At 60.7% G+C, this 20986-nt stretch carries 14 protein-coding genes; 9 read left to right on the forward strand and 5 right to left on the reverse strand.

The features are described from left to right. The first annotated feature begins 36 nt into the window (after positions 1-36). The 8 genes from ccmI to QD461_RS03300 all read left to right on the forward strand — a co-directional run bounded on the left by ccmI (position 37) and on the right by QD461_RS03300 (position 11204). Positions 37-1179 carry a c-type cytochrome biogenesis protein CcmI gene (ccmI, locus tag QD461_RS03265; protein ID WP_414086460.1) on the forward strand — a complete coding sequence of 381 codons (1143 nt, stop codon included), beginning with the start codon at positions 37-39 and terminating at the stop codon, positions 1177-1179. After that, positions 1176-1625, forward strand: coding sequence for a cytochrome c maturation protein CcmE (gene ccmE, locus QD461_RS03270; protein WP_184701319.1), 450 nt, complete (start codon positions 1176-1178; stop codon positions 1623-1625). Before ccmI ends, ccmE begins: the two co-directional genes overlap by 4 nt. Then, a complete protein-coding gene (locus tag QD461_RS03275; protein WP_414086461.1) occupies positions 1622-3610 on the forward strand; it encodes a heme lyase CcmF/NrfE family subunit in 1989 nt (662 codons plus the stop codon). The genes ccmE and QD461_RS03275 overlap by 4 nt, the downstream gene beginning before the upstream one ends. A 77-nt stretch (positions 3611-3687) precedes the next feature. Next, positions 3688-4113: a cytochrome c-type biogenesis protein CcmH gene (locus QD461_RS03280; protein ID WP_414086696.1), complete on the forward strand. Its 426-nt coding sequence runs from the start codon at positions 3688-3690 to the stop codon at positions 4111-4113. A 169-nt stretch (positions 4114-4282) separates the two neighbouring features. Beyond that, on the forward strand, positions 4283-5827 hold the full coding sequence (locus QD461_RS03285; protein ID WP_184701325.1) for a Do family serine endopeptidase: 1545 nt from the start codon (positions 4283-4285) through the stop codon (positions 5825-5827). Positions 5828-6032: 205 nt separating this feature from the next. Then, complete coding sequence (locus QD461_RS03290) at positions 6033-6788, forward strand: response regulator transcription factor (RefSeq protein ID WP_184701327.1); 756 nt, start codon at positions 6033-6035, stop codon at positions 6786-6788. After that, entirely contained in the window at positions 6788-8203 is a 1416-nt protein-coding gene (locus QD461_RS03295; protein ID WP_414086462.1) for a sensor histidine kinase, read from the forward strand. The genes QD461_RS03290 and QD461_RS03295 overlap by 1 nt, the downstream gene beginning before the upstream one ends. Positions 8204-8243: 40 nt before the next feature. Beyond that, complete coding sequence (locus tag QD461_RS03300; RefSeq protein WP_414086463.1) at positions 8244-11204, forward strand: bifunctional [glutamine synthetase] adenylyltransferase/[glutamine synthetase]-adenylyl-L-tyrosine phosphorylase; 2961 nt, start codon at positions 8244-8246, stop codon at positions 11202-11204. Here the strand turns inward: QD461_RS03300 and QD461_RS03305 are convergent, their stop codons facing one another. Both QD461_RS03305 and pepN read right to left on the reverse strand, forming a co-directional pair. Then, positions 11205-13520, reverse strand: coding sequence for a PAS domain-containing sensor histidine kinase (locus QD461_RS03305; RefSeq protein WP_414086464.1), 2316 nt, complete (start codon positions 13518-13520; stop codon positions 11205-11207). 228 nt (positions 13521-13748) lie between these two features. After that, positions 13749-16397: an aminopeptidase N gene (pepN, locus tag QD461_RS03310; RefSeq protein WP_414086465.1), complete on the reverse strand. Its 2649-nt coding sequence runs from the start codon at positions 16395-16397 to the stop codon at positions 13749-13751. Between the two features lie 494 nt (positions 16398-16891). Here pepN and QD461_RS03315 point away from each other — a divergent pair, with 494 nt between their 5' ends. Continuing rightward, positions 16892-17767 (forward strand): hypothetical protein, encoded by an 876-nt coding sequence (locus QD461_RS03315; RefSeq protein ID WP_184701336.1) that lies wholly within the window; start codon positions 16892-16894, stop codon positions 17765-17767. A 418-nt stretch (positions 17768-18185) separates the two neighbouring features. Here QD461_RS03315 and QD461_RS03320 read toward each other — a convergent pair whose 3' ends face one another. The 3 genes from QD461_RS03320 to QD461_RS03330 all read right to left on the reverse strand — a co-directional run bounded on the left by QD461_RS03320 (position 18186) and on the right by QD461_RS03330 (position 20851). Continuing rightward, positions 18186-18377 (reverse strand): hypothetical protein, encoded by a 192-nt coding sequence (locus QD461_RS03320; RefSeq protein WP_184701338.1) that lies wholly within the window; start codon positions 18375-18377, stop codon positions 18186-18188. A gap of 139 nt (positions 18378-18516) precedes the next feature. Further along, the gene (locus QD461_RS03325; protein WP_414086466.1) at positions 18517-19404 is read right to left on the reverse strand and encodes a uracil-DNA glycosylase; all 888 of its coding nucleotides are present in this window, start codon (positions 19402-19404) and stop codon (positions 18517-18519) included. A 157-nt stretch (positions 19405-19561) separates the two neighbouring features. Beyond that, positions 19562-20851 (reverse strand): Hsp70 family protein, encoded by a 1290-nt coding sequence (locus QD461_RS03330; RefSeq protein ID WP_414086467.1) that lies wholly within the window; start codon positions 20849-20851, stop codon positions 19562-19564. Positions 20852-20986: the final 135 nt, after the last annotated feature.

A 20986-nucleotide genomic window follows, 5' to 3' on the forward strand; every position in this document is an offset into this window, starting at 1 on the left:
GTTGGAATAAGCGCCCCGTTAAAGTAATGGGCGTTTATGCTGTTCTGGATTCTTGTGGCCGTTATCACGGCGGTTGTCGGCGCTGTGCTGCTCTATCCTCTTCTGCGTGGTGCGAAAGAGGCCGACGACGGTCGTTCCGGAGAGGTCGAGGTCTACCGCGATCAGCTTCGTGAGCTGGATCGTGATTTGGCCGGGGGGCTGATCTCGAAGGAAGAAGCAAGCTATGCCCGTGCGGAGATCGGCCGGCGTCTCATTGCTGTTTCCAAAGATCAGCCGAGTGAAGCGAAATCGTCCGCTCGCGGCAACTATCGCCTTTCCCAGGCTTTCATCATCGCCATTCTGCCTATTGTCGGTCTCTGTCTTTATCTCGCCAACGGCAATCCCGGCCTGCCCTCGCAGCCGCTGGAAGCACGGTTGGAGAAATCGGGAGGCGATTTCGCCATCTCCATTGTCAAGATCGAGCAGCATCTGGCCAAGAACCCCGACGATGCCAGGGGTTGGGAAGTTCTGGCGCCGATTTATTTCAAGACCAATCGCATCGGCGACGCGGAACTCGCCTATCGCAACGTCATTCGCATACTCGGGCCGAATGCGACACGCCTCGGCGATCTGGGCGAAGTGCTGGTGGTCAAGGCGAATGGTATCGTGACGGCGGATGCACGCGGCGTGCTGCAGCAATCCCTAGCGCTCGACGCTGCCAATCCGCGTACGCTCTTCTATCTGGCGCTGGCGCTGGAGCAGGAGGGCAAGGCCGCCGACGCGAAAACTGCCTTCGAGGCGCTCGCCAAACAGTCGCCACCGGATGCGCCCTGGCTTGCAGCCGTCAATGAGCATATCGTCAAGAATGGCGGCCAGCCGATAGCGACCGCAAATACCAACGCACCGGGCAATCCCACCGCCGCGGACGTTGCTGCCGCCAATGCGCTTAGCAGCGGTGATCGCCAGCAGATGATCCGAGGCATGGTCGAAAGCCTCGATGCGAAGCTCAAGGACGATCCGAAGAATTTCGAGGGATGGATGCGGCTGATCCGATCCTATGCCGTGCTGAACGATCGGAATCGTGCCGCGGACGCCCTGAAGCGGGGCCTTGCGGCTTTCCCGGCTGATGGAGGAGAAGGCCAGCAGCTTCTGGCGCTGGCGAAGGAATTGGGACTGCCGACGGAGGTGACGCAGCAATGACCCGCAAGCAGAAACGTCTGGCTGTGATCGCCGGCGGCATGGGTTTCATAGCCGCCGCCGTGCTGCTCGTCCTGTTCGCCTTCAGCCAGTCGGTCGCCTATTTCTACATGCCGGCGGATCTCGCCAAGACCCCCGTCAATGCCGGAACTCTGATCCGTCTCGGCGGCCTTGTCGGTGAGGGTTCCATCGTGCGGGGACAGGGCACGCAGGTTCAGTTTGCCGTGACCGACGGCACCGATACCATCAAGGTCAAATATGACGGCATCCTGCCGGATCTCTTCCGGGAAGGGCAGGGCGTGGTGACCGAGGGCAAGTTCGTGCCGGGCAGCGACGTTTTCGTTGCCGACAGCGTGCTGGCCAAGCATGATGAGCGCTACATGCCCAAGCAGGTCGCCGACAAGCTGAAGGCGGACGGCGTGTGGAAGGGCGAGGAGGCGACCCGGTGATCATAGAACTCGGACATTATGCCCTAGTGCTGGCGCTGGCGACCGCGCTCATCGTCTCCATTCTGCCTGTCATCGGCGCGCGGCGCGGCGACGTCTCGATGATGGATATCGCACCCATTGGCTCGGTCGTCACATTCCTGCTCGTCGCCTTTTCCTTCGGCGTCCTGACCTATGCTTATGTCGCCTCCGATTTCTCTGTCTTCAACGTCTGGGCCAATTCCCATTCGCTGATGCCGTTGATCTTCAAGATCTCCGGCGTCTGGGGCAACCATGAGGGATCGATGATGCTATGGCTGTTGATCCTCGTGCTGTTCAGCGCGCTCGTTGCGCTCTTCGGCCGTAATCTGCCGGATGCTTTGCGTGCCAACGTTCTGGCGGTGCAGTCGTGGATCTCGTCGGCCTTTCTGGTCTTCATCCTGTTGACATCCAATCCTTTCATCCGGCTCGATCCGGCTCCGGCGGAAGGCAAGGATCTCAATCCCGTCCTGCAGGATATCGGCCTCGCCATCCATCCGCCCTTGCTCTATCTCGGCTATGTCGGCTTCTCCGTCTGCTTTTCTTTCGCCGTTGCAGCGCTTCTCGAAGGCCGCATCGATGCTGCCTGGGCGCGCTGGGTTCGGCCATGGACGCTCGCCGCCTGGAGTTTCCTGACGCTCGGCATCGCCATGGGCTCCTATTGGGCCTATTACGAACTCGGCTGGGGCGGCTGGTGGTTCTGGGATCCGGTGGAGAACGCCTCTTTCATGCCTTGGCTTGCCGGCACGGCACTGCTGCATTCCGCGCTGGTCATGGAAAAGCGTGACGCTCTGAAAATCTGGACTGTGCTGCTGGCGATCCTCACCTTCTCGCTCTCTCTGCTCGGCACCTTCCTCGTCCGCTCCGGCGTATTGACCTCGGTTCATTCCTTCGCCAGCGATCCGACCCGCGGCATCTTCATTCTCTGCATTCTCCTGGTCTTCATCGGCGGCGCGCTCTCGCTCTTTGCTTTGCGTGCGCCGAAGCTCGCCGCCGGCGGATTGTTCGCGCCGATCTCGCGCGAGGGGGCGCTGGTCCTCAACAATCTGATCCTGACGGTTGCCTGCGGCACGGTGCTGACGGGCACGCTCTATCCGCTGGCGCTTGAAACTTTGACCAGCGACAAGATTTCCGTTGGACCGCCGTTCTTCAACTTAACCTTCGGCCTGCTGATGACGCCGATCCTCGTGGCGGTGCCGTTCGGTCCGCTGCTTGCCTGGAAGCGGGGCGATCTGCTCGGTGCGTTGCAGCGGCTCTATGTCGTCGCGGGTCTTGCCTTCCTGGCCGGGCTCGTCCTGTTCTATCTCAAGCATGGCGGCCCGGTGTTGGCCGTCCTAGGCCTTGCCGCCGGCTTTTTCCTGATCTTCGGCGCGCTGGCCGATCTCTGGTATCGCGCCGGCATTCGTAAGGTCGCAGCAAACGTCGCCTGGCACCGGCTGCGCGGTCTGCCGCGCTCAGCCTTCGGGACGGCGCTAGCCCATGCCGGCCTGGGCATTACCGTGCTCGGCATCGTTGCGGTGACGACCTTCGAGTCCGAGAACATCACCAGCATGAAACCGGGCGAGACAGCCGAACTCGGCGGCTACAGCCTGCGTTTCGAGGGTATGCAGCCGGCTGTCGGCCCGAACTTCACCGAGGATCGCGCCCGCTTCACCGTGAGCCGCGGCGGTGTCGCCTTTGCCGAAATGTCGTCATCCAAGCGGGTATTCACCGCGAGCCGGACGGGAACGACCGAATCCGGCATTCTGACGCTTGGGCCGAACCAGCTCTACGTATCGGTTGGGGACACCGGCAAGGATGGCGGCATGGTCGTGCGCATCTGGTGGAAGCCGTTCATCCTCTGCATCTGGATAGGCGCCCTTGTCATGGCGATCGGCGGTTTTGTATCGCTCAGCGATCGTCGCCTGCGCGTCGGCGCCCCGAGCCGGAAGGCAAAACCGGCCCTTTCCGCTATGGAGCCAGCCGAATGAGCAGTGCCGGGTCTATATCGTTGTCTGCCAGTCGCCGGCGTCCGTCCGGGGCTGTCCTGCTGTGGTTCTGCCTGGCAATGTTTCTGACACCGCTTTCGGCCTTCGCGGTCAATCCCGACGAAGTCTTGCCCGATCCGGCGCTGGAGGCGCGGGCACGCACGATATCAGCCGAATTGCGTTGCATGGTCTGCCAGAACCAGTCCATCGACGATTCCAATGCCGATCTCGCCCGCGACCTGCGCTTGCTGGTCCGCAAACGCCTCGGCGACGGCGATACCGATCAGCAGGTCCTGGACTACGTCGTCTCGCGCTACGGTGAGTTCGTGCTGTTGAAGCCGCGCGTCACCGCGAAGACGCTGATACTCTGGGGCGCGCCGATCACGCTCTTCGTCCTGGGCGGCATCGCTCTTGCCGTTTATGCCCGCCGCCGCGCCGGAAAACCAACCGGCAAGGCTCTCAGCGCCGAAGAAGAGGCGCAACTGGACGAGATCTTGGGAAAGTGACGCTTGCGTCATCTTCCTTCACCTCATTGCCATCATTTCCCTACATTACCAATTTTTCATGGGGCGGACAGTTCGTCGTAAGGTCCCGCGCCTTATATCTTTACCACCACAAGTCACCGCTGGCTTGCGCCGGCGGAAATCTGACGAGAGAAGAGAAGGTAACTCGCATATGTTTAGGAATATCAAGGACACCTTGTCCCGTAGCACTGCTATGAAAGCTTCTGTCGTCGCCGGCCTTGCTGTTGCTGCTCTCGCCACGGGCATTCCCGCCGAGGTCAGCAGCTCCTATGCCGATGCCGTGAACGTTCAGGCCCCGCAGGTTCCGAGCTTCGCTAATGTCGTGGATGCCGTGTCGCCGGCAGTCGTCTCTGTCCGCGTGGAATCGCGGGTCAACTCGGCTTCCGATGAAGACGACTCCTTCAGTCTCGGTCGCGGCTTCGACGATCTCCCGGACAATCATCCGTTGAAGAAGTTCTTCCGCCAGTTCGAGCAGCAGCAGGGCCGCGGCCAGCAGAAGAATTCCGAGGATGGCAAGGGTCGCCTGCGGCCGGTCGCTCAGGGCTCCGGCTTCTTCGTGTCCGAGGACGGCTACATCGTCACCAACAACCACGTCGTTTCCGATGGCGCAGCCTTCGTCGTCGTTCTCAACGATGGCACCGAGCTTGACGCCAAGCTCGTCGGCAAGGACTCGCGCACCGACCTCGCAGTGCTGAAGGTCGATCCCAAGGGCAAAAAGTTCACCTATGTCGGCTGGGCCGATGACTCCAAGGTCCGTGTGGGCGATTGGGTCGTTGCCGTCGGCAACCCGTTCGGCCTCGGCGGCACGGTCACCGCAGGTATCGTCTCGGCGCGTGGCCGCGATATCCATTCCGGCCCGTATGACGATTACATTCAGATCGATGCGCCGGTGAACAAGGGCAATTCCGGTGGCCCGACCTTCAACCTGAATGGCCAGGTGGTCGGCATCAACACCGCCATCTTCTCGCAGTCGGGCGGCAGCGTCGGCATCGCCTTTGCCATTCCGGCGACCACCGCCAAGGATGTCGTGACCGATCTGATCAAGACCGGCACCGTTTCGCGCGGCTGGCTCGGCGTGCAGATCCAGCCTGTCAGCAAGGATATTGCCGAATCTCTCGGCCTTTCCGAAGCAAGCGGGGCACTCGTCGTTTCCCCACAAGATGGCTCGCCCGGACAGAAGGCCGGTATCAAGAACGGCGATGTGATCACGGCCGTCAACGGCGATCCCGTCAAGGATCCGCGTGATCTCGCTCGTCGCATCGGAGCTATGCAGCCGGGCGCGAAGGTTGAGGTTTCCCTGTGGCGTAACGGCAAGTCTCAGTCGGTCACCGTCGAACTCGGCACGCTGCCGCTCGATCAGAGCCAGGCTTCGAACGACGACGGCAACAACTCACAGCAGAACCAGTCGCAGCCGTCCTCCGAAAAGGCGCTGGCCGACCTCGGCCTTACCGTCGGCCCTGCCGACGACGGCAAGGGCGTCGCAATCACTGCCGTCGACCCGGACTCCGACGCTGCCGACAAGGGCGTGAAGGAAGGTGAGAAAATCACCTCGGTCAACAACCAGCAGGTTTCGAGCGCGAAGGACATCGTCAAGGTTCTCGAGCAGGCCAAGAAGGACGGCCGCACGCGCGCCTTGTTCCAGATCCAGTCCGGTGACGGCAGCCGTTTCGTCGCCTTGCCGATCAATGCGGGCTGATCCTTTCAGTCTTCAACGCATGTCGCGCAAAAGTGTGTAGCGGTTTTGCGACGACGACATGTGCACAAACAAGGATCTAAAGCGCAAGAAGCGATCTGAAGATCGCGACGCGCTTTAGAATGCAATGGGAAGCCGCGCAGCTACGGCTTGCGCGGCTTCTTCTTTAACTGACTTCAACGATGACTGGCTCCGAGGCAGGTGAAAGATGACAACCGCTGGCCAACATGCCGTGAATCCTTCCGAATCCGGTTGTGCCGAGACACCCTCGGCAGGTAATGTCGCCCACATGAAGATTCTGATCATCGAAGACGATCTCGAGGCGGCGGCCTATCTCACCAAGGCGTTTCGCGAGGCCGGCATTGTTGCCGATCACGCCAGCGACGGCGAGAGCGGTCTCTTCATGGGCACGGAAAACACCTACGACGTCGCCATTATCGACCGCATGCTGCCGCGCCGTGATGGCCTCTCCGTCATCAGCGAATTGCGCCGCAAGGGCGTTCACACGCCGGTTCTGATCCTCTCGGCGCTTGGGCAGGTCGATGACCGCGTCACCGGCTTGCGTGCCGGCGGCGATGACTATCTGCCAAAACCTTATGCTTTCAGCGAGTTGCTCGCGCGCGTGGAAGTGCTGGGGCGCCGCAAGGGCACGCCCGAGCAGGATGTTCTCTATCGCGTCGGCGATCTCGAACTGGATCGGCTGTCGCATGAGGTTCGCCGCGGCGGCAAGGAAATCCCGCTGCAGCCGCGTGAATTCCGCTTGCTGGAGTATTTGATGAAGAATGCCGGCCAGGTCGTCACCCGCACGATGCTGCTTGAAAATGTCTGGGACTACCATTTCGATCCGCAGACCAACGTCATCGATGTCCACGTCTCGCGGCTGCGCTCCAAGATCGAGAAGGATTTCAGCCAGCCGCTGTTGAAGACGATTCGCGGCGCCGGCTACATGATCAAGGACGAGTGATGAGTCGCTTCCGCGTCCTCTTCAAGTCGACGGCAGTCCGCCTTTCCGCTCTCTACATCCTCCTCTTTGCGCTGTGTGCCGCCACGCTGGTCTTCTACGTCACGGCTATGTCCGAGCGACTGCTGACGGGGCAGATCCGCGATGCCGTCCAACAGGAAGTCAGCCAGGTCAAGCGCGCCTACGACATTGGCGGGCTGAACTTGCTGTTGCGCACCATGGAGCGCAGGGCTCGCCAGCCAGGCGCCAATCTCTATGTCATAGCCGGTCCGTCGGGCGATATCCTCGCCGGCAACGTTGCCTCGGTGCAACCCGGAGTGCTCGGCCAGTCCGGCTGGACGGAGCTGCCCTTCATCTACGAGCGCTATACGGACGCTTCGAACGATCCCGAGCGCCGCCACCTGGCGATCGCCAATATCTTCATTCTCGATAACGGCTTGCGTATCCTTATCGGACGCGACCTCGGCGAACCGGAACGGTTCCGGGTCCTGGTGCGCCAGGCCCTGATGCTGGCGCTGGCGATCATGGGCGTCGGCGCGCTGGTCATTTGGTTCGGCATCGGCCGTAATGCCTTGAAGCGCATCGACCGGATGACGGATGCCAGCCGCAAGATCATGGCCGGCGACCTCTCGCAGCGCTTGCCCGTCGGCGGCTCCGGCGACGAGTTCGATCGTATGTCGGCGTCATTGAATTCCATGCTGGGGCGTATCGAGAAGCTGAACGAGGGGTTGAGGCAGGTCTCCGACAATATCGCCCACGATCTCAAGACGCCGCTGACCCGGCTGCGCAACAAGGCGGCCGATGCGCTCGACAATGCCGATAGCGATGGTCGCCGTGTCGCTCTGGAAGGCATTATCGGCGAGTCCGACCAACTGATCCGCACCTTCAATGCGCTGCTGATGATTTCTCGCGTCGAGGCGGGATCCGTCGCAGCCGAGATGACCGGCGTCGACCTCTCGTCCATCGTCGCCGATACCTCAGAGCTTTACGAGCCGGTGGCCGAGGAGGCCGGTCTGACGCTCACCGCCGATATCGAGTCTAACGTCGAAGTGCAGGGCAATCGCGAACTGATCGGCCAGGCACTTTTCAACCTCATCGACAACGCACTCAAATATGCGGCCGGCTGCCAAGGGGAGCCGACGGTAACCTTGAAACTGTCGCGCACGCATGATGCGGTGATGCTTGCCGTTGCGGATCATGGCCCCGGCATTCCGGCTCATCAGCGTGCCGATGTCGTCAAGCGCTTTTTCCGGCTGGATGAAAGCCGTTCCAAGCCGGGAACCGGGCTTGGTCTGGCGCTGGTGGAGGCCGTCATGGAGCTGCACGGCGGACGCTTGGAGCTTTCGGATACCAATCCCGAGAGTGCCGATGCGAAGGGGCTAACGGTAACGATGATCTTCCCCATGCAGAAACAATAGGTTAATCCTGCATTATCCGATTGCTCATGGGGAGCGCTGCATGACGATGACGCAAGGCGATATGTTGCGGGATGTCCCGCCTGGGCGGTTACGGCCGCTGAACCAGACAGAGACGAAATCTGCGCTCGCCGACCTCAAGCAGATGGCCGCCGCAGAGCCGGCCATCGCCGCCTTGCTCGCCGGTGAAAGTGCACTCAGGGACTTCGTCGTCGCCGTACTCGCTCTATCGCCGCATCTGCGCGAAACGGCCAATCTCGAGCCGTCATTGCTCGTGGCCGCTATCGAAAAGCCGTTGACGCCACGGATCGAAACGCTGGTCAAACAAGCCCGGAATGCCTGGCGGCCCGTCGATGGCGAAGAGCAGTCGCCCTCGGAATCCGAAGTGATGAGCCGCCTGCGTGTCGCCAAGCGCCGCGCCTCCTTTCTCGCCGCCCTTGCAGACCTCGCGCGGATCCATGACGGCAGAACGACGACCCGCTGGCTGAGCGAACTGGCGGAGGCGTCGATATCGGCGGCGATCGATCATCTGCTGCTGTCCTCGCACGAGGCGGGCAAAATCTCGGTTGCCGATACCGCCGTTCCAAGCCAAAACTCCGGCCTGATCGTGCTTGGCATGGGTAAGCTCGGCGCCAAGGAGCTGAATTACTCGTCCGATATCGACCTCGTCGTCTTCTTCGACGAGATGGCCGGGATTGTCCCCAATCCCGAAGATGCGATCGATATTTTCCCGCGGCTGATGCGACGGCTGGTGCGGATTCTGCAGGAGCGCACCGCCGATGGCTACGTCTTCCGCACGGATCTGCGTCTGCGCCCCGATCCCGGCTCGACGCCGCTGGCGATCCCGGTCGATGCGGCGATGATCTACTATGAGGGCAGGGGCCAGAATTGGGAGCGCGCCGCCTTCATCAAGGCAAGGCCTGTCGGCGGCGACATTGCCGCAGGCCAGGCGTTCATCCGTGATCTCGTGCCCTTCGTCTTCCGCAAGTATCTCGACTACGCCGCTATCGCGGACATCCATTCCATCAAGCGGCAGATCCACGCGCACAAGGGCCATGGTGCGATTGCCGTGAAAGGGCATAACGTCAAGCTCGGTCGCGGCGGCATTCGCGAGATAGAGTTCTTCGTGCAAACCCAGCAGCTGATCGCGGGCGGCCGCATGCCGGCACTGCGTAGCCGGGCGACCGAGGAGACGCTTGCCGAGTTGACCAAGGCAAACTGGATCGACGCGGAAACGCGCGACGAACTGGCCACCGCATACTGGTTCTTGCGTGATGTCGAGCATCGCATCCAGATGGTGCGCGACGAGCAGACGCATCTGCTGCCGGAAACCGATGCAGAGCTTCGCCGGATCGCGTTCATGTTGGGTTTTGCCGATCTGCCGGCTTTCTCCGAGGCGCTTGTCTCGACCTTGAAGGCGGTGGAGCGCCGCTACGCGCGCCTGTTCGAGCAGGAGACGAAACTATCGTCCGAAACCGGCAATCTGGTCTTCACCGGCCAGGGCGATGATCCCGACACTCTGGAAACGCTGCGTCGTCTCGGTTTCGAGCGGCCGTCCGATATCGCCAATGTGATCCGCACCTGGCATTACGGAAGATACCGCGCCACGCAATCGGTAGAGGCGCGCGAGCGGTTGACGGAGCTGACGCCGGAGCTGCTGCGGGTCTTCGGCGAAAGCAAGCGCGCCGACAAGGCGTTGCTGCGCTTCGACAGCTTCATTTCTGGCCTGCCGGCGGGCATCCAGCTTTTCTCGCTGCTCGGAACCAATCCGGCACTGCTCTCGCTCATCGTCAACATCATGTCGTCGGCACCGCGGCTCGCCGAAATCATCGCGGCCAAGCCGCACGTCTTCGACGGCATGCTGGATCCGAGCCTGATGGCCGAGCTGCCGACGCGCGACTATCTGGCCGAACGCCTCAAGAGCTTCCTGGCCCCGGCAAGGCACTATGAAGAGACGCTTGACCTGCTGCGGATCTTCGCATCCGAACAGCGCTTCCTGATCGGTATTCGCCTGTTGACGGGCGCAATCGGCGGGACCATGGCGGCCCGCGCCTTCACCTATCTTGCCGATCTTATCGTCGAGGCGGCGCTCGATGCTGTCCTGCAGGAAATCCGGGCGGCGCATGGTGAATATCCGGGCGGCCGCGTCGCCGTCGTCGGAATGGGCAAACTCGGCAGTTTCGAGCTTTCGGCTGGTTCCGACATCGATATCATCCTGCTCTATGACTACGACGATGCTGCGGCCGAATCCTCCGGCCCGAAACCGCTGGATGCGACGCGGTATTTTACGCGCATTACACAGCGCCTGATCGCGGCTCTTTCGGCGCCTACGGCCGAAGGCGTGCTCTATGAAGTCGACATGCGCCTGCGCCCGTCCGGCAACAAGGGCCCGGTCGCGACGCGCATCAACTCGTTCGAGAAGTATCAGCGCGAGGAAGCCTGGACCTGGGAGCACATGGCGCTTTCGCGCGCCCGTCTGATTTGCGGCGACGAAGAGTTTTCGCTGGATGCGGAGCGCATCATCGGCGAGATCCTGTCCTCGACGCGGGATGTCGCCAAGATCGCCAAGGATGTCCGCGAGATGCGCGGCCTGATCGATCAGGAGAAGCCGCCGGAGAGCATCTGGGATCTGAAGCTTATTCCTGGCGGACTGATCGATATCGAATTCATCGCGCAATATCTGCGGCTGATCGCACCGGCCCGCGGGGTCGGCATCGATGCGAACGGCCTCAGCACGGCAGAAGCGCTGAAATTGCTCGGCGGCAGCCTGATGGATCGTAACGATCTGGATATCTGCCTGGAGGCGCTGCATCTCTACACGGAAGTGTCACAGCTTATCCGCCTCTGCATCGACGGTACGTTCGATCCGAAAAACACGCCTTCCGGCCTGATCGAATTGGTCTGCCGCGCTGGCGATTGCCCGGATATTCGCACGCTGGAAGCGGAGCTGAAGCGGTTGTCGAAAGCGGTCCGGAAAATCTTTCAGGCGACAGTCGGAAACTGATCAATCCTGGTCCGGAATACGGATGGCAATGACCGTGCCTACGCCTTCGCGCGAGCGGATGCGCATGCGGCCCTGATGCAGCACCGTCAGCGAGCGTGAAATCGCAAGCCCGAGACCGGAGCCTCCCTTGCTTTTCGCATATTGGCTCTGCACTTGCTCGAAAGGCTGACCGATCTTGCCGAGTGCCGATTTCGGAATGCCGATGCCGGTATCGGCGATAACAAGCATCACCGCGTCGTCGACCCTGCGGGTGCGCACCGCGATGCGACCGCCGTCATTGGTGAATTTCACGGCGTTGGAAAGCAAGTTGAGCACGATCTGCTTCATCGCCCGGCGATCGGCGCTGAGCTTGATGTCGGGGGAAATGCACTGCTCGACGAGAATGTTCTTGTTTGCCGCGGGAATGCGGGTGAAACGCAGACATTCCTCTATCAGCGGTGCGAGATCGACCTGCTCGCGGGAAAGCTTGATATGGCCTGCCTCGATCTTCGACATGTCGAGGATGTCGTTGATGACGTTGAGCAGATGCTTGCCGCTGTCGTGAATATCCTTGGCATATTCATTGTAGCGCGCCGAGCCGAGCGGGCCGAACATCTGGTCTTGCAGGATCTCCGAAAAACCAAGGATGGCATTGAGCGGCGTGCGCAGCTCGTGAGACATGTTTGCGAGGAATTCCGATTTGGCCTTGTTGGCGGCCTCGGCGCGTTCCTTTTCCGCAAGATAATTGGTGTTGGCGGTGGAAAGTTCCGCCTTCTGCCGCTCTAGGATCTGCCGCGATGCCGAAAGATCGTTGATCGTCGCCATCAGCCGGCGCTCGGATTCGCGAAGGCGCTCCTGGTTGCGCTTCAACTGCGTGATGTCGTTACCGACCGAGACCAGACCGCCGTCACGGGTGCGGCGCTCGTTGATCTGCAACCAGCGCTCGTCGGCCAATTGCACTTCCGTCGTCTGCGAATGGTTGGAGCGGCCGGGATCGACAATGCGCCGTTCGATAACGGGCCGCACCGCTGCCGCGTTGACCACGGCGCGCTCGGTGCCGGGCACGAGCACATTGTCGGGCAGGCCGTAGGCCTGCTGGAAATGGGCATTGCACATGACGAGGCGGTCGTTCTTGTCCCACAGGACGAAGGCTTCGGAGGTGCATTCGATCGCATCGGCAAGGCGCTGGTCGGCTTCGGCATAGCGCTGCGCCAGCCGGTGCTGCTCCGTTACGTCCATCGCGATGCCGATCATATGCACGCGGCCGGAATTGTTGCGGATGATCTGCGCTCTGGCGCGCATCCAGACATAGTGCCCCTTGGCATGGCGGATGCGCAGGATCTGATCCACCTGTCCGGCGCCGCCGCGGGTGACGGAACGTGCCAGCATGTGCAGGCTGCTGTCGTCAGGATGCATCAGGCGGGCCGCGTCGGCAAAGGCGAGCGGCTTGTCGGCCGCCGGCAGCCCGAGCATGTCATACATCGACCGCGACCAGAAAAACTCGCGGCTGGTGAAATCGAAATCCCAAAGACCGCAGCGGCCGCGTGAAAGCGCCGTCTCGACGCGCAGATTGGATTCGAGGAAGATCTCGTCCGCGTCGCGGGCCCGCCGTACCTGCGTGTAGTAGGCATAGAGAATGACGAGCAGGATCGAAGAGATGCCGGCAAAGAGGGTGACGTTGAGCGTCAACTCGTCGCGCCAAAGCTTTTCGATCTGATCCATCGACGCTGCCGAGAGGACGAAATCGCCCTTGTCGCCGATCAACGAAATGGCGGCATAGTAAGGCTCGCCAGCGATCGTCGTCTCGATCACGCCGGCATGGTCGCCGAAGCTGCGGATGGCGGATACTTGCGGAAAGAAATCGGAGATCGACATGCCGATATAGGCGGAGCCGGCAGCGGACGAGCCGAAAACGCGACCGCTTGATTGCACGAGCAGGACGAATGCACCGGCGTCCAGCCGGTCCTGTGGCAGATAGGTGGCCAGCTTCCGCTCCGCTCCGCCCCGGTCGCCCATCTGAAACAGGCTGGCGTCGTTCGAGAAGGCGGCGGATGCGGCGGCGATGGAAAGCGAGGTTGTGCGGCGGGCGGCAGAAGCCATCCGGCCATGCTCGGTCACCATGCCGAAGAAGTGCGAGGCGGCCACGACCATCAGGAAGGAAACGATGAGAACTGGGATGATGCGCTTGAGGATGTGTTCGGTCTGTGGGAAGCGGCGCGATATCGTCTCCACCCGTATGCCGGTTCGATCAGTAACGCCGCTATGCCAGGATTTCAGACCGTCGAAATTAACACGCAGCCGTCCATCGGCTGCGGTTGCCCGCCGCACGTCCACCATCGCTTTAGCCTTGTCCCTCGTGTGATTCGCTGCGCCGCTCGCCCGAATCTGCCCTAATGAATCATTCGTGATTCGGCTTGTCCAGAGGGTGAGGTAAAACTTTCTTAACCATCTGTGATTTTGGCATTTTCCGCACACGCAGCGGTAAGTTGCGCAGTCGCGGGACTCGTTGAAGCTGAAAGGCCGGTGAGAACCGGCCTTTCAGATCAGCATCGCGAGTGATCGAGATCACTCCTTGAGAATGCGGTCGACGATATCTCGCACATCGGTCGAAAGGCCGGCAGTGCGCTCGATCCGCAGGAGAGCCGAACGGGCGTGGTCGGCCCGCACCGGTTCGAGCAGGCGCCAGGAGCGCATCGAGGTCAGGATACGCGCCGCAAGCTGCGGATTGCGCTGGTCGATATCGAGGATTTCGTCCGCAAGGAAATTGTAGCCTGCGCCATCGGCACGGCCGAAACCGGTCGGGTTGGCGAAGGCGAAGGTGCCGAGCAGGGAACGCATCCGGTTGGGATTGGTGCGCTTGAACTGCGAGGTCTCCATCAGGCGCTGGATGCGCGCAAGCGCGTCGGCGCCAGGGATCCCGGCCTGAATGGCGAACCATTTGTCGATGACTAGGGCATTCTCCGCGAAGCGGTCGCGGAAATGCTCAAGGGCTGCCGCCGTCTCCGCGCTTTCCGGAAATTGATGTGCCAGAATTGTCAGCGCGGCGCTGAGATCGGTCATGTTGTTTGCCGCGTCATAGGCGGCTTTCGCGCGCGCCGGATTGCCATCCAATTGCGACAAATAGGCCAGCGCCGCATTGCGCAGGGCTCGCCGGCCGGCGCTTGCCGCATCCGGACTGAAGGGGCCAGTCGTCTGCATGCTGTCGTAAAGTGCCGCAAAGATATCCTTGCCGGCTTCGGCAACCTGCTTAAGGATAGCTCGGCGCGCTACGTGGATCGCGTCGGGATCATTGTTGCCGCCAAGTTCGCGGCCAATATCCGCTTCGCTCGGCAAAGTAAGCGCCTGTGCCCGGAAGGCAGGCTCCAGACTGTCGTCGGCGGCCGCAGCCAAGAGCGCGTCGACGAACGCCGGACCGCATGTGATATCGTGGCCTTGCCGGGCATCGCGCGCCGCCTGCAGCAGATTGGGCAGCCCGAGATCGATCAGCGCCTGCCAGCGGGCGAAATGATCGGTCTCATAACGTGCGATGAGGGCGAGATCGGCTGCGCTCTGGTTGAATTGCAGGTTGATGGGTGTCGAGAAGCTGCGGTTCAGCGACAGCACCGGCCGTGACTGAATGCCGTGAAAGACCACCGTCTGCGCTTGCGCGGTCAGATGCAGCACATCGTCGGTCAGTTCCGCACCACTGACTGATGTCGGCGTGATCGCGGTTCCATCTTCGGCAATCAACGCCATGCGAAGTGGAATATGCATCGGCTTCTTGGTGGCCTGGCCCGGCGTCGCCGGCATCATCTGTTCGAGCGACAGGGTGAAGGTCTTGCCGTCGGCATCATAGGCGCCGGAAGCCGTTACGAGAGGCGTGCCCGCTTGATGATACCACAGTGAAAACTGCGTGAGATCGCGACCGCTGACATCTTCGAAACATTTAACGAAATCCTCGATCGTGACGGCCTGACCATCGTGCCGATCGAAATAGAGATCCATGCCCTTCTTGAAGAGATCGCGGCCAAGCAGGGTCGCGATCATACGCGTGACTTCGCTGCCCTTCTCATAGACGGTCGTCGTATAGAAGTTATTGATTTCGCGATATTTTGTCGGGCGGACCGGATGGGCGAGGGGGCCGCTGTCCTCGGGGAACTGTTCCGATTTCAGATGGCGGACTTCCGCGATACGCTTGACTGGACGCGAACGTTCGTCGGCGGAAAATTCGTGGTCGCGATAAACAGTCAGGCCTTCCTTCAGGCACAGCTGGAACCAGTCGCGGCAGGTGATGCGATTGCCCGTCCAGTTGTGAAAATATTCATGCGCGATGATGGCTTCGATATTGGCATAGTCGGCATCGGTCGCCGTCTCGGGGTCGGCGAGCACGTATTTGTCGTTGAAGACGTTGAGACCTTTGTTCTCCATCGCCCCCATGTTGAAATCCGACACGGCGACGATCATGAAGATGTCGAGATCGTATTCGCGTCCGAACCGCTCTTCGTCCCACTTCATCGAACGCTTCAGCGCATCCATGGCGTAAGCCGCACGCGGCTCGTTGCCATGCTCGACATAGATCTTCAGCGCCACTTCACGGCCGGACATGGTCGTGAAGGTATCTTCGACGACGCCAAGATCGCCGGCGACGAGGGCGAAAAGGTAGCTCGGCTTCGGATGCGGATCGAACCAGGCGGCGAAATGCTTGCCTTCACCATAGCCGGCGCCGCCGAGGAAATTGCCGTTCGACAGCAGCAGCGGATTGGCAGCCTTGTCGGCGATGATATTGACCGTGTACGGGGCGAGAACATCAGGCCGATCGGGGAAATAGGTGATGCGGCGGAAGCCTTCGGCCTCGCACTGCGTGCAATAGATGCCGCCGGTGCGATAGAGGCCCATCAACTGCGTATTGGCCTCTGGATTGATGACGGTGGTGATCGTCAACTCGAAGGGTGTGCTTTCGGGAAGATCGCGAACTGTCAGACTCTCGGGGGTGGCAACATATTGCTCGGTGGGCAGTTCGCCCTGGTCGAGCAGCAGTTCGGATAACACCAGTTCGTCGCCGTCCAGCACCAGCGGTGCCTTCGGGTCGATGCCGTCGCGGCGATGGAAAATCAGCCGCGCTTCAACCTTCGTTTCGGTTGGGTGCAGATCAAAGGTGAGGTCCACGCGTTCCAGAACGAAGTCGGTAGGACGGTAGTCTGCCAGATTTACGATCTGGCCGGTATCTGTTCGCATGGTCTATCCTGATCAGGCTATGCATTGCCGCACAGTCCGAAGCCCTCCTCCGGACCGAAAGTCGCCGCATCATTACATCGAAATCTGAACCAAAGTTAAAGTCATATCATTACACTGAAATGTTCCGTTGTGGCACAACAAGTATTGGGGTGACGATCCGTCGCGTTTGCCCGGTCAAGCTCTGCCTGCGGATGTATACCGAATCCTCACACACTCACCTACTACCCGCATTTGCGGATAATCGGGGCGACAATCGTTGCGCTGGGTGACCCATCATCCTTGAGGTGCCGTTGCCGAACGTCATCAGGTCTGTTCAAGGAAACAATTACTTAAAGTAAATTATTTGTTTAGTCTCTTGCGGTATAAGCACAGCTACATAACTATAGCACGCTATTAGATGTCGGAATTATGATCGATTCCGGTGAACTCGTTCACAAAAATGAAACATCCTCCTTTTGTTGATACGTTGAGAAGGGCACCCCAAGGAGGCCCGTTTGAGTTTTTCTATCGAGCAAATTGCTCGCCATCCTAAATTCGTGTCGTCACTGCGTTTTCTCGCAGAGGCGCTGCGCAATCGTTACGATCATGGTCCGCGGATTGCCCGCATGCTGGCCTCGCATCAGCGTTGGCTTCTGACGCAGACGGCCTATGCGCTTCATCTTGAATATGATCCGGCGGTGCCAGGTTCCGGTCTGACCGTCGTCGGCCTTCGCGATCTGATTACGCATCACCGCGTCGCCAGCCGCAATACAGTGCTCAGCTTTATCGACGAGCTGCTCACCTATCGCTTTCTGATGCTGGCTCCCGGTCATGTCCGGCGCCCGCGACGCTACGTGCCGACCGAGGCCAGCCTGACGGGGATGTTCGGCTGGTGCCTGTCCAATCTGGCGACGCTTGATCTGCTGGATGATGGTGGTCGCGCCGCGGCGCTGGCTGCCGCTCCGCAATTGATGGATCTCGCACAGCCGCGCATGGCGCGTTACTGTCTGGAGGCCGAGGTCTGGCGCGAGCCGCCGGAATCCGTCGGCCTATTTCTATGGACTGAGGCTGGAGGCCTTGTCGTCGACTATATCATGTCGCAAATGGATCTCAGTGGGGAGCCGGGTCCGCAGATCGACATCGGGCGGATCGATGCCCGCGCGCTTGCGGCGCACTTCATGATATCGCGCACCCATCTGCAGCGTCTTCTCCGCAAGTCCGCCGATCGTGGCGACATAGGGTGGTACGACGAGACGAAGAAAACGCGAATGTGGATCTCGCGCGACTTCCTGGATCAATATTGTGGGTGGCAAGCCGTGAAGCTTGCGGCGATCGACGAAGCCTTTGCCTGGGCGCGGCAAGTCACGGGGCAACCCGATCAAAAGAGCTAATACTCGTCGAGATGTCTGCGGGTTTTGCGCTCCGGCTTTTGCGGGGATCTCTCGCCAGAGATGGCGAAACCGGTCGCGGCTGCCCGGTCTTCGAATTCCCTATAGAGGAATGCTCGCAGCCGCCGCGCGGGCGGGGCTCAAGTTTCGGCTTTCGTCCTCGCGAAGGCTCCGCGAGCGTTCGAACTCTTCGGCTGCCCGTACGGCAGAGCCGATATGCGCGACAGAATCGAAAAGACTGATGAGTGAGCGTAAGCCCGAAGACATGATTCAGTTCCTGAAAGATTGAGCGATTCCAGCAAGCGGCGAGCCCTGCTTTGCATCCGGAATTCTATGAAAATAGGGAGACGGAGGATTTTCGTCGTTGGATTCCAACGCAAATGCGTCCGGGGTCGCGCGAATGCGACTTCGCGCCTGTTGATTAGCAGGCGCGGAAATCGGCGAAAATGGCGGTCGGGCGGCCAACGCGAGTCGAGATGCCGGTGCCTCGGGCTGTCATCTGCTCATTGGCAGCGATGCCGAGGTTGCGATGCCCGTTTGTGGCACGCACGGGCTCAAGGGCGCGACGCAGGGTGTCAAACCCGCAGTGAATAGGGCGAAAACGCATAGTCATTGCCTTGGTTCCTTTCGAGATTCCTCCCAAGACATGATTATATATTGCAGCGCAACATGGATTTCGCAATGCACAACAACGATGAACTGTCATGCGAAAATGCATGGCTCATGTCATATTCTGTTAATTGTAACGAAAATCAGCCCAATATTTCGGCGTCGATACGATTCTTGAACGCCAGAAGATCGCTCCATGCGAGCCGCTTGTTGATTGGTGCGGTCAGCAGTTCCTGCGGGTGCAGGCTGGCGATCGCCGGTATCGTTCGGCCGAGAATGCCAATTTGCCGCCATTGTCCGCGTAGTCCGTGTATCGTTTCAGCACTTTCGAAGAAGTGCCTTGCGGTGAAATTGCCCAGCAGCAGCAAGGCCTTCGGCTCGGCGAGCGCAATCTGCCGCTCTATGAACGGACGGCATATCTCGACTTCCGGCGCTGACGGTGCGCGGTTGCCTGGCGGGCGCCACGGAATGACGTTGGTCAGCAGAATGTCTTCGCGCTGCAGGCGGATGGAGGCCAGCATCTTGTCGAGCAACTGTCCGGCACGGCCGGCAAACGGTGTGCCTTCGCGATCGTCATCGGCGCTCGGCATCGGACCGATCACCATGATCCGGCTTTCCGGAGAGCCGCTGGCAAAGATGGTCGAGCGGGCGCTGTTCTTGAGATTGCAACTGTTGAAGGCCTCGAGCGCGGCCTTCAATTCGCTGAGCGAGCGAGCACTTTCGGCCGCGAATCGCGCCTGCTCGACCGCTTGCTCGTCGGGAATGGCCGGAGCATTGCGTGGTGAAGCGGGCGGCGGGGCAGCGGCCGGTTTCGCGGCCTGGCGGCGATCCGGCTGCACTCTGCCCGCCGGCTGCGGAGCGTCCGGCCGCGGCTGTGCGGCCCTTGCGCCTTGGCGCGCGGCGCGCATGGCCTCGAATTCGGCGAAGCGATCCACCGGCTCCTCTTCCAGCAGCCAATCGACGCCGGCATCCGCATGGAAATGCAGAAGGGCGGCAAGTTCGGCCGGTGTGAGGTCGCTGGCGGAAATCATGGGGGAACCCTAAAGCAATTCCAGGAAAAGTGCATAGCGGTTTTCCGTTCGAAATTGCGTGAAAACAAAAAGATTGAGCCTTTTCGCGATTCGAAGAAAAGCGGAAAGGCGTCAATCAAAGCAGCGCCGGAGCGAAAGGGCAGGGCGGCCCGCTATCTCACGCCGTCCACTGGCTGATGTCCTCGCGCTCACCGATCAGGGCAAGACCGTGCGCAATCGACAGCAACTCGCCGCCGGTCTCGATGCGCTCCTGCCCGAAGCGTTCCGTGAAGATGCGCCGGACTGCCGGCACGAAGGACGTACCGCCGGTGAGAAACACCTTGTCGATGGCATCGGGAGAGGTATTCGTTGTTGTCAGCACGTCGTCAAGAGCCCCTTCGATGCGGGCGAGATCCTCGGCGATCCAGCTTTCGAAATCGGCGCGGCGAACGCTCCGGCGGCCGGCTTTGCCAAGCGGTGGGAAGCTGAACTCAGCCTCTTCCTCGGCCGAGAGCGCCATCTTTGTGGCCGATACAGCCTGATAAAGCGGATAGCCCTCATCATGCTCGACGAGATCGATGAAGGTTTCGAGCTTCTCGGGCTCGAGGCTGCTGCGCACCAGCGTCTTCAGGTCGGCATATTCGCGCGAGGTCTTGAAGATCGAAAGCTGGTTCCAGCGTCCGAAATTGGCATAATAGGAAGAGGGCATTTCCAGCAGCTTGTCGAAGCTCTTGAAGTAGCTGCCCTTGCCGATGGCCGGCGAGACGATGTTGTCGATCATCCGGAAATCGAAGTGATCGCCGGCGATGCCGACACCGGAATGGCCGATGGGCGTGGCCGTGAGCTTGCCGGCGACGGTCTCGAAGCGGATAAGAGAATAGTCCGTCGTACCGCCGCCGAAGTCGGCTACCAATACTGTCGCGTCCTTCTTCAGGTTCTGCGCGAAATAGAATGCGGCGGCCACCGGTTCGTAGACATAATGGATCTCGGGAAAGCCGAAGCGGGCGAGGGCGTTATTGTAGCGCTCTGTCGCAAGTGCCGGGTCCGGATTGGCGCCGGCAAAATGCACGGGGCGCCCGGTCACGATTCGCGAAACGTCGCTTGGCCAGCCTTCTCCGGCATAGGCGCGCAGACGGCGCACGAAGATCTCCATCAGATCCTCGAAACTATGGCGCTTGGCGTAGATCAGCGTGCCCTGGAAAAGCGCGCTTGCGGCAAAGGTCTTGATCGACTGCAGGAAGCGGCAGTCGCCGGGATTGTCGATGAACTGGCGGATGGCCGCATGTCCGGCCTCGACCTTGAGCGCGGCTGCGCCCAGTCCGGGATCCTTCATGAAGGAAAGCGCCGTGCGCATGCTGTCAGCCGTGCCGGCGGCGCTGTTGAAGGCGACAGATTGCGTTTCAGGTCCATCGGCCATCGCCAGAACCGTATTCGTGGTGCCGAAGTCGAAACCAAGCGCCCGAGCCATGCCCGCACTCCTTTCCGTTGAGATTGTATGGATTGGGGCAGGGCCCCGACGAGGCGCAAGGCGCGCCCAGATCGCAAAGAGGGCGCGTCATGGCATGGCTGCTCGGCAAGTGCAAGACGCCGTTCCGGATTTATT

This window comes from Rhizobium sp. BR 314 (genome assembly GCF_047445805.1).
Taxonomy (GTDB): Bacteria; Pseudomonadota; Alphaproteobacteria; order Rhizobiales; family Rhizobiaceae; genus Rhizobium; species Rhizobium lusitanum_B.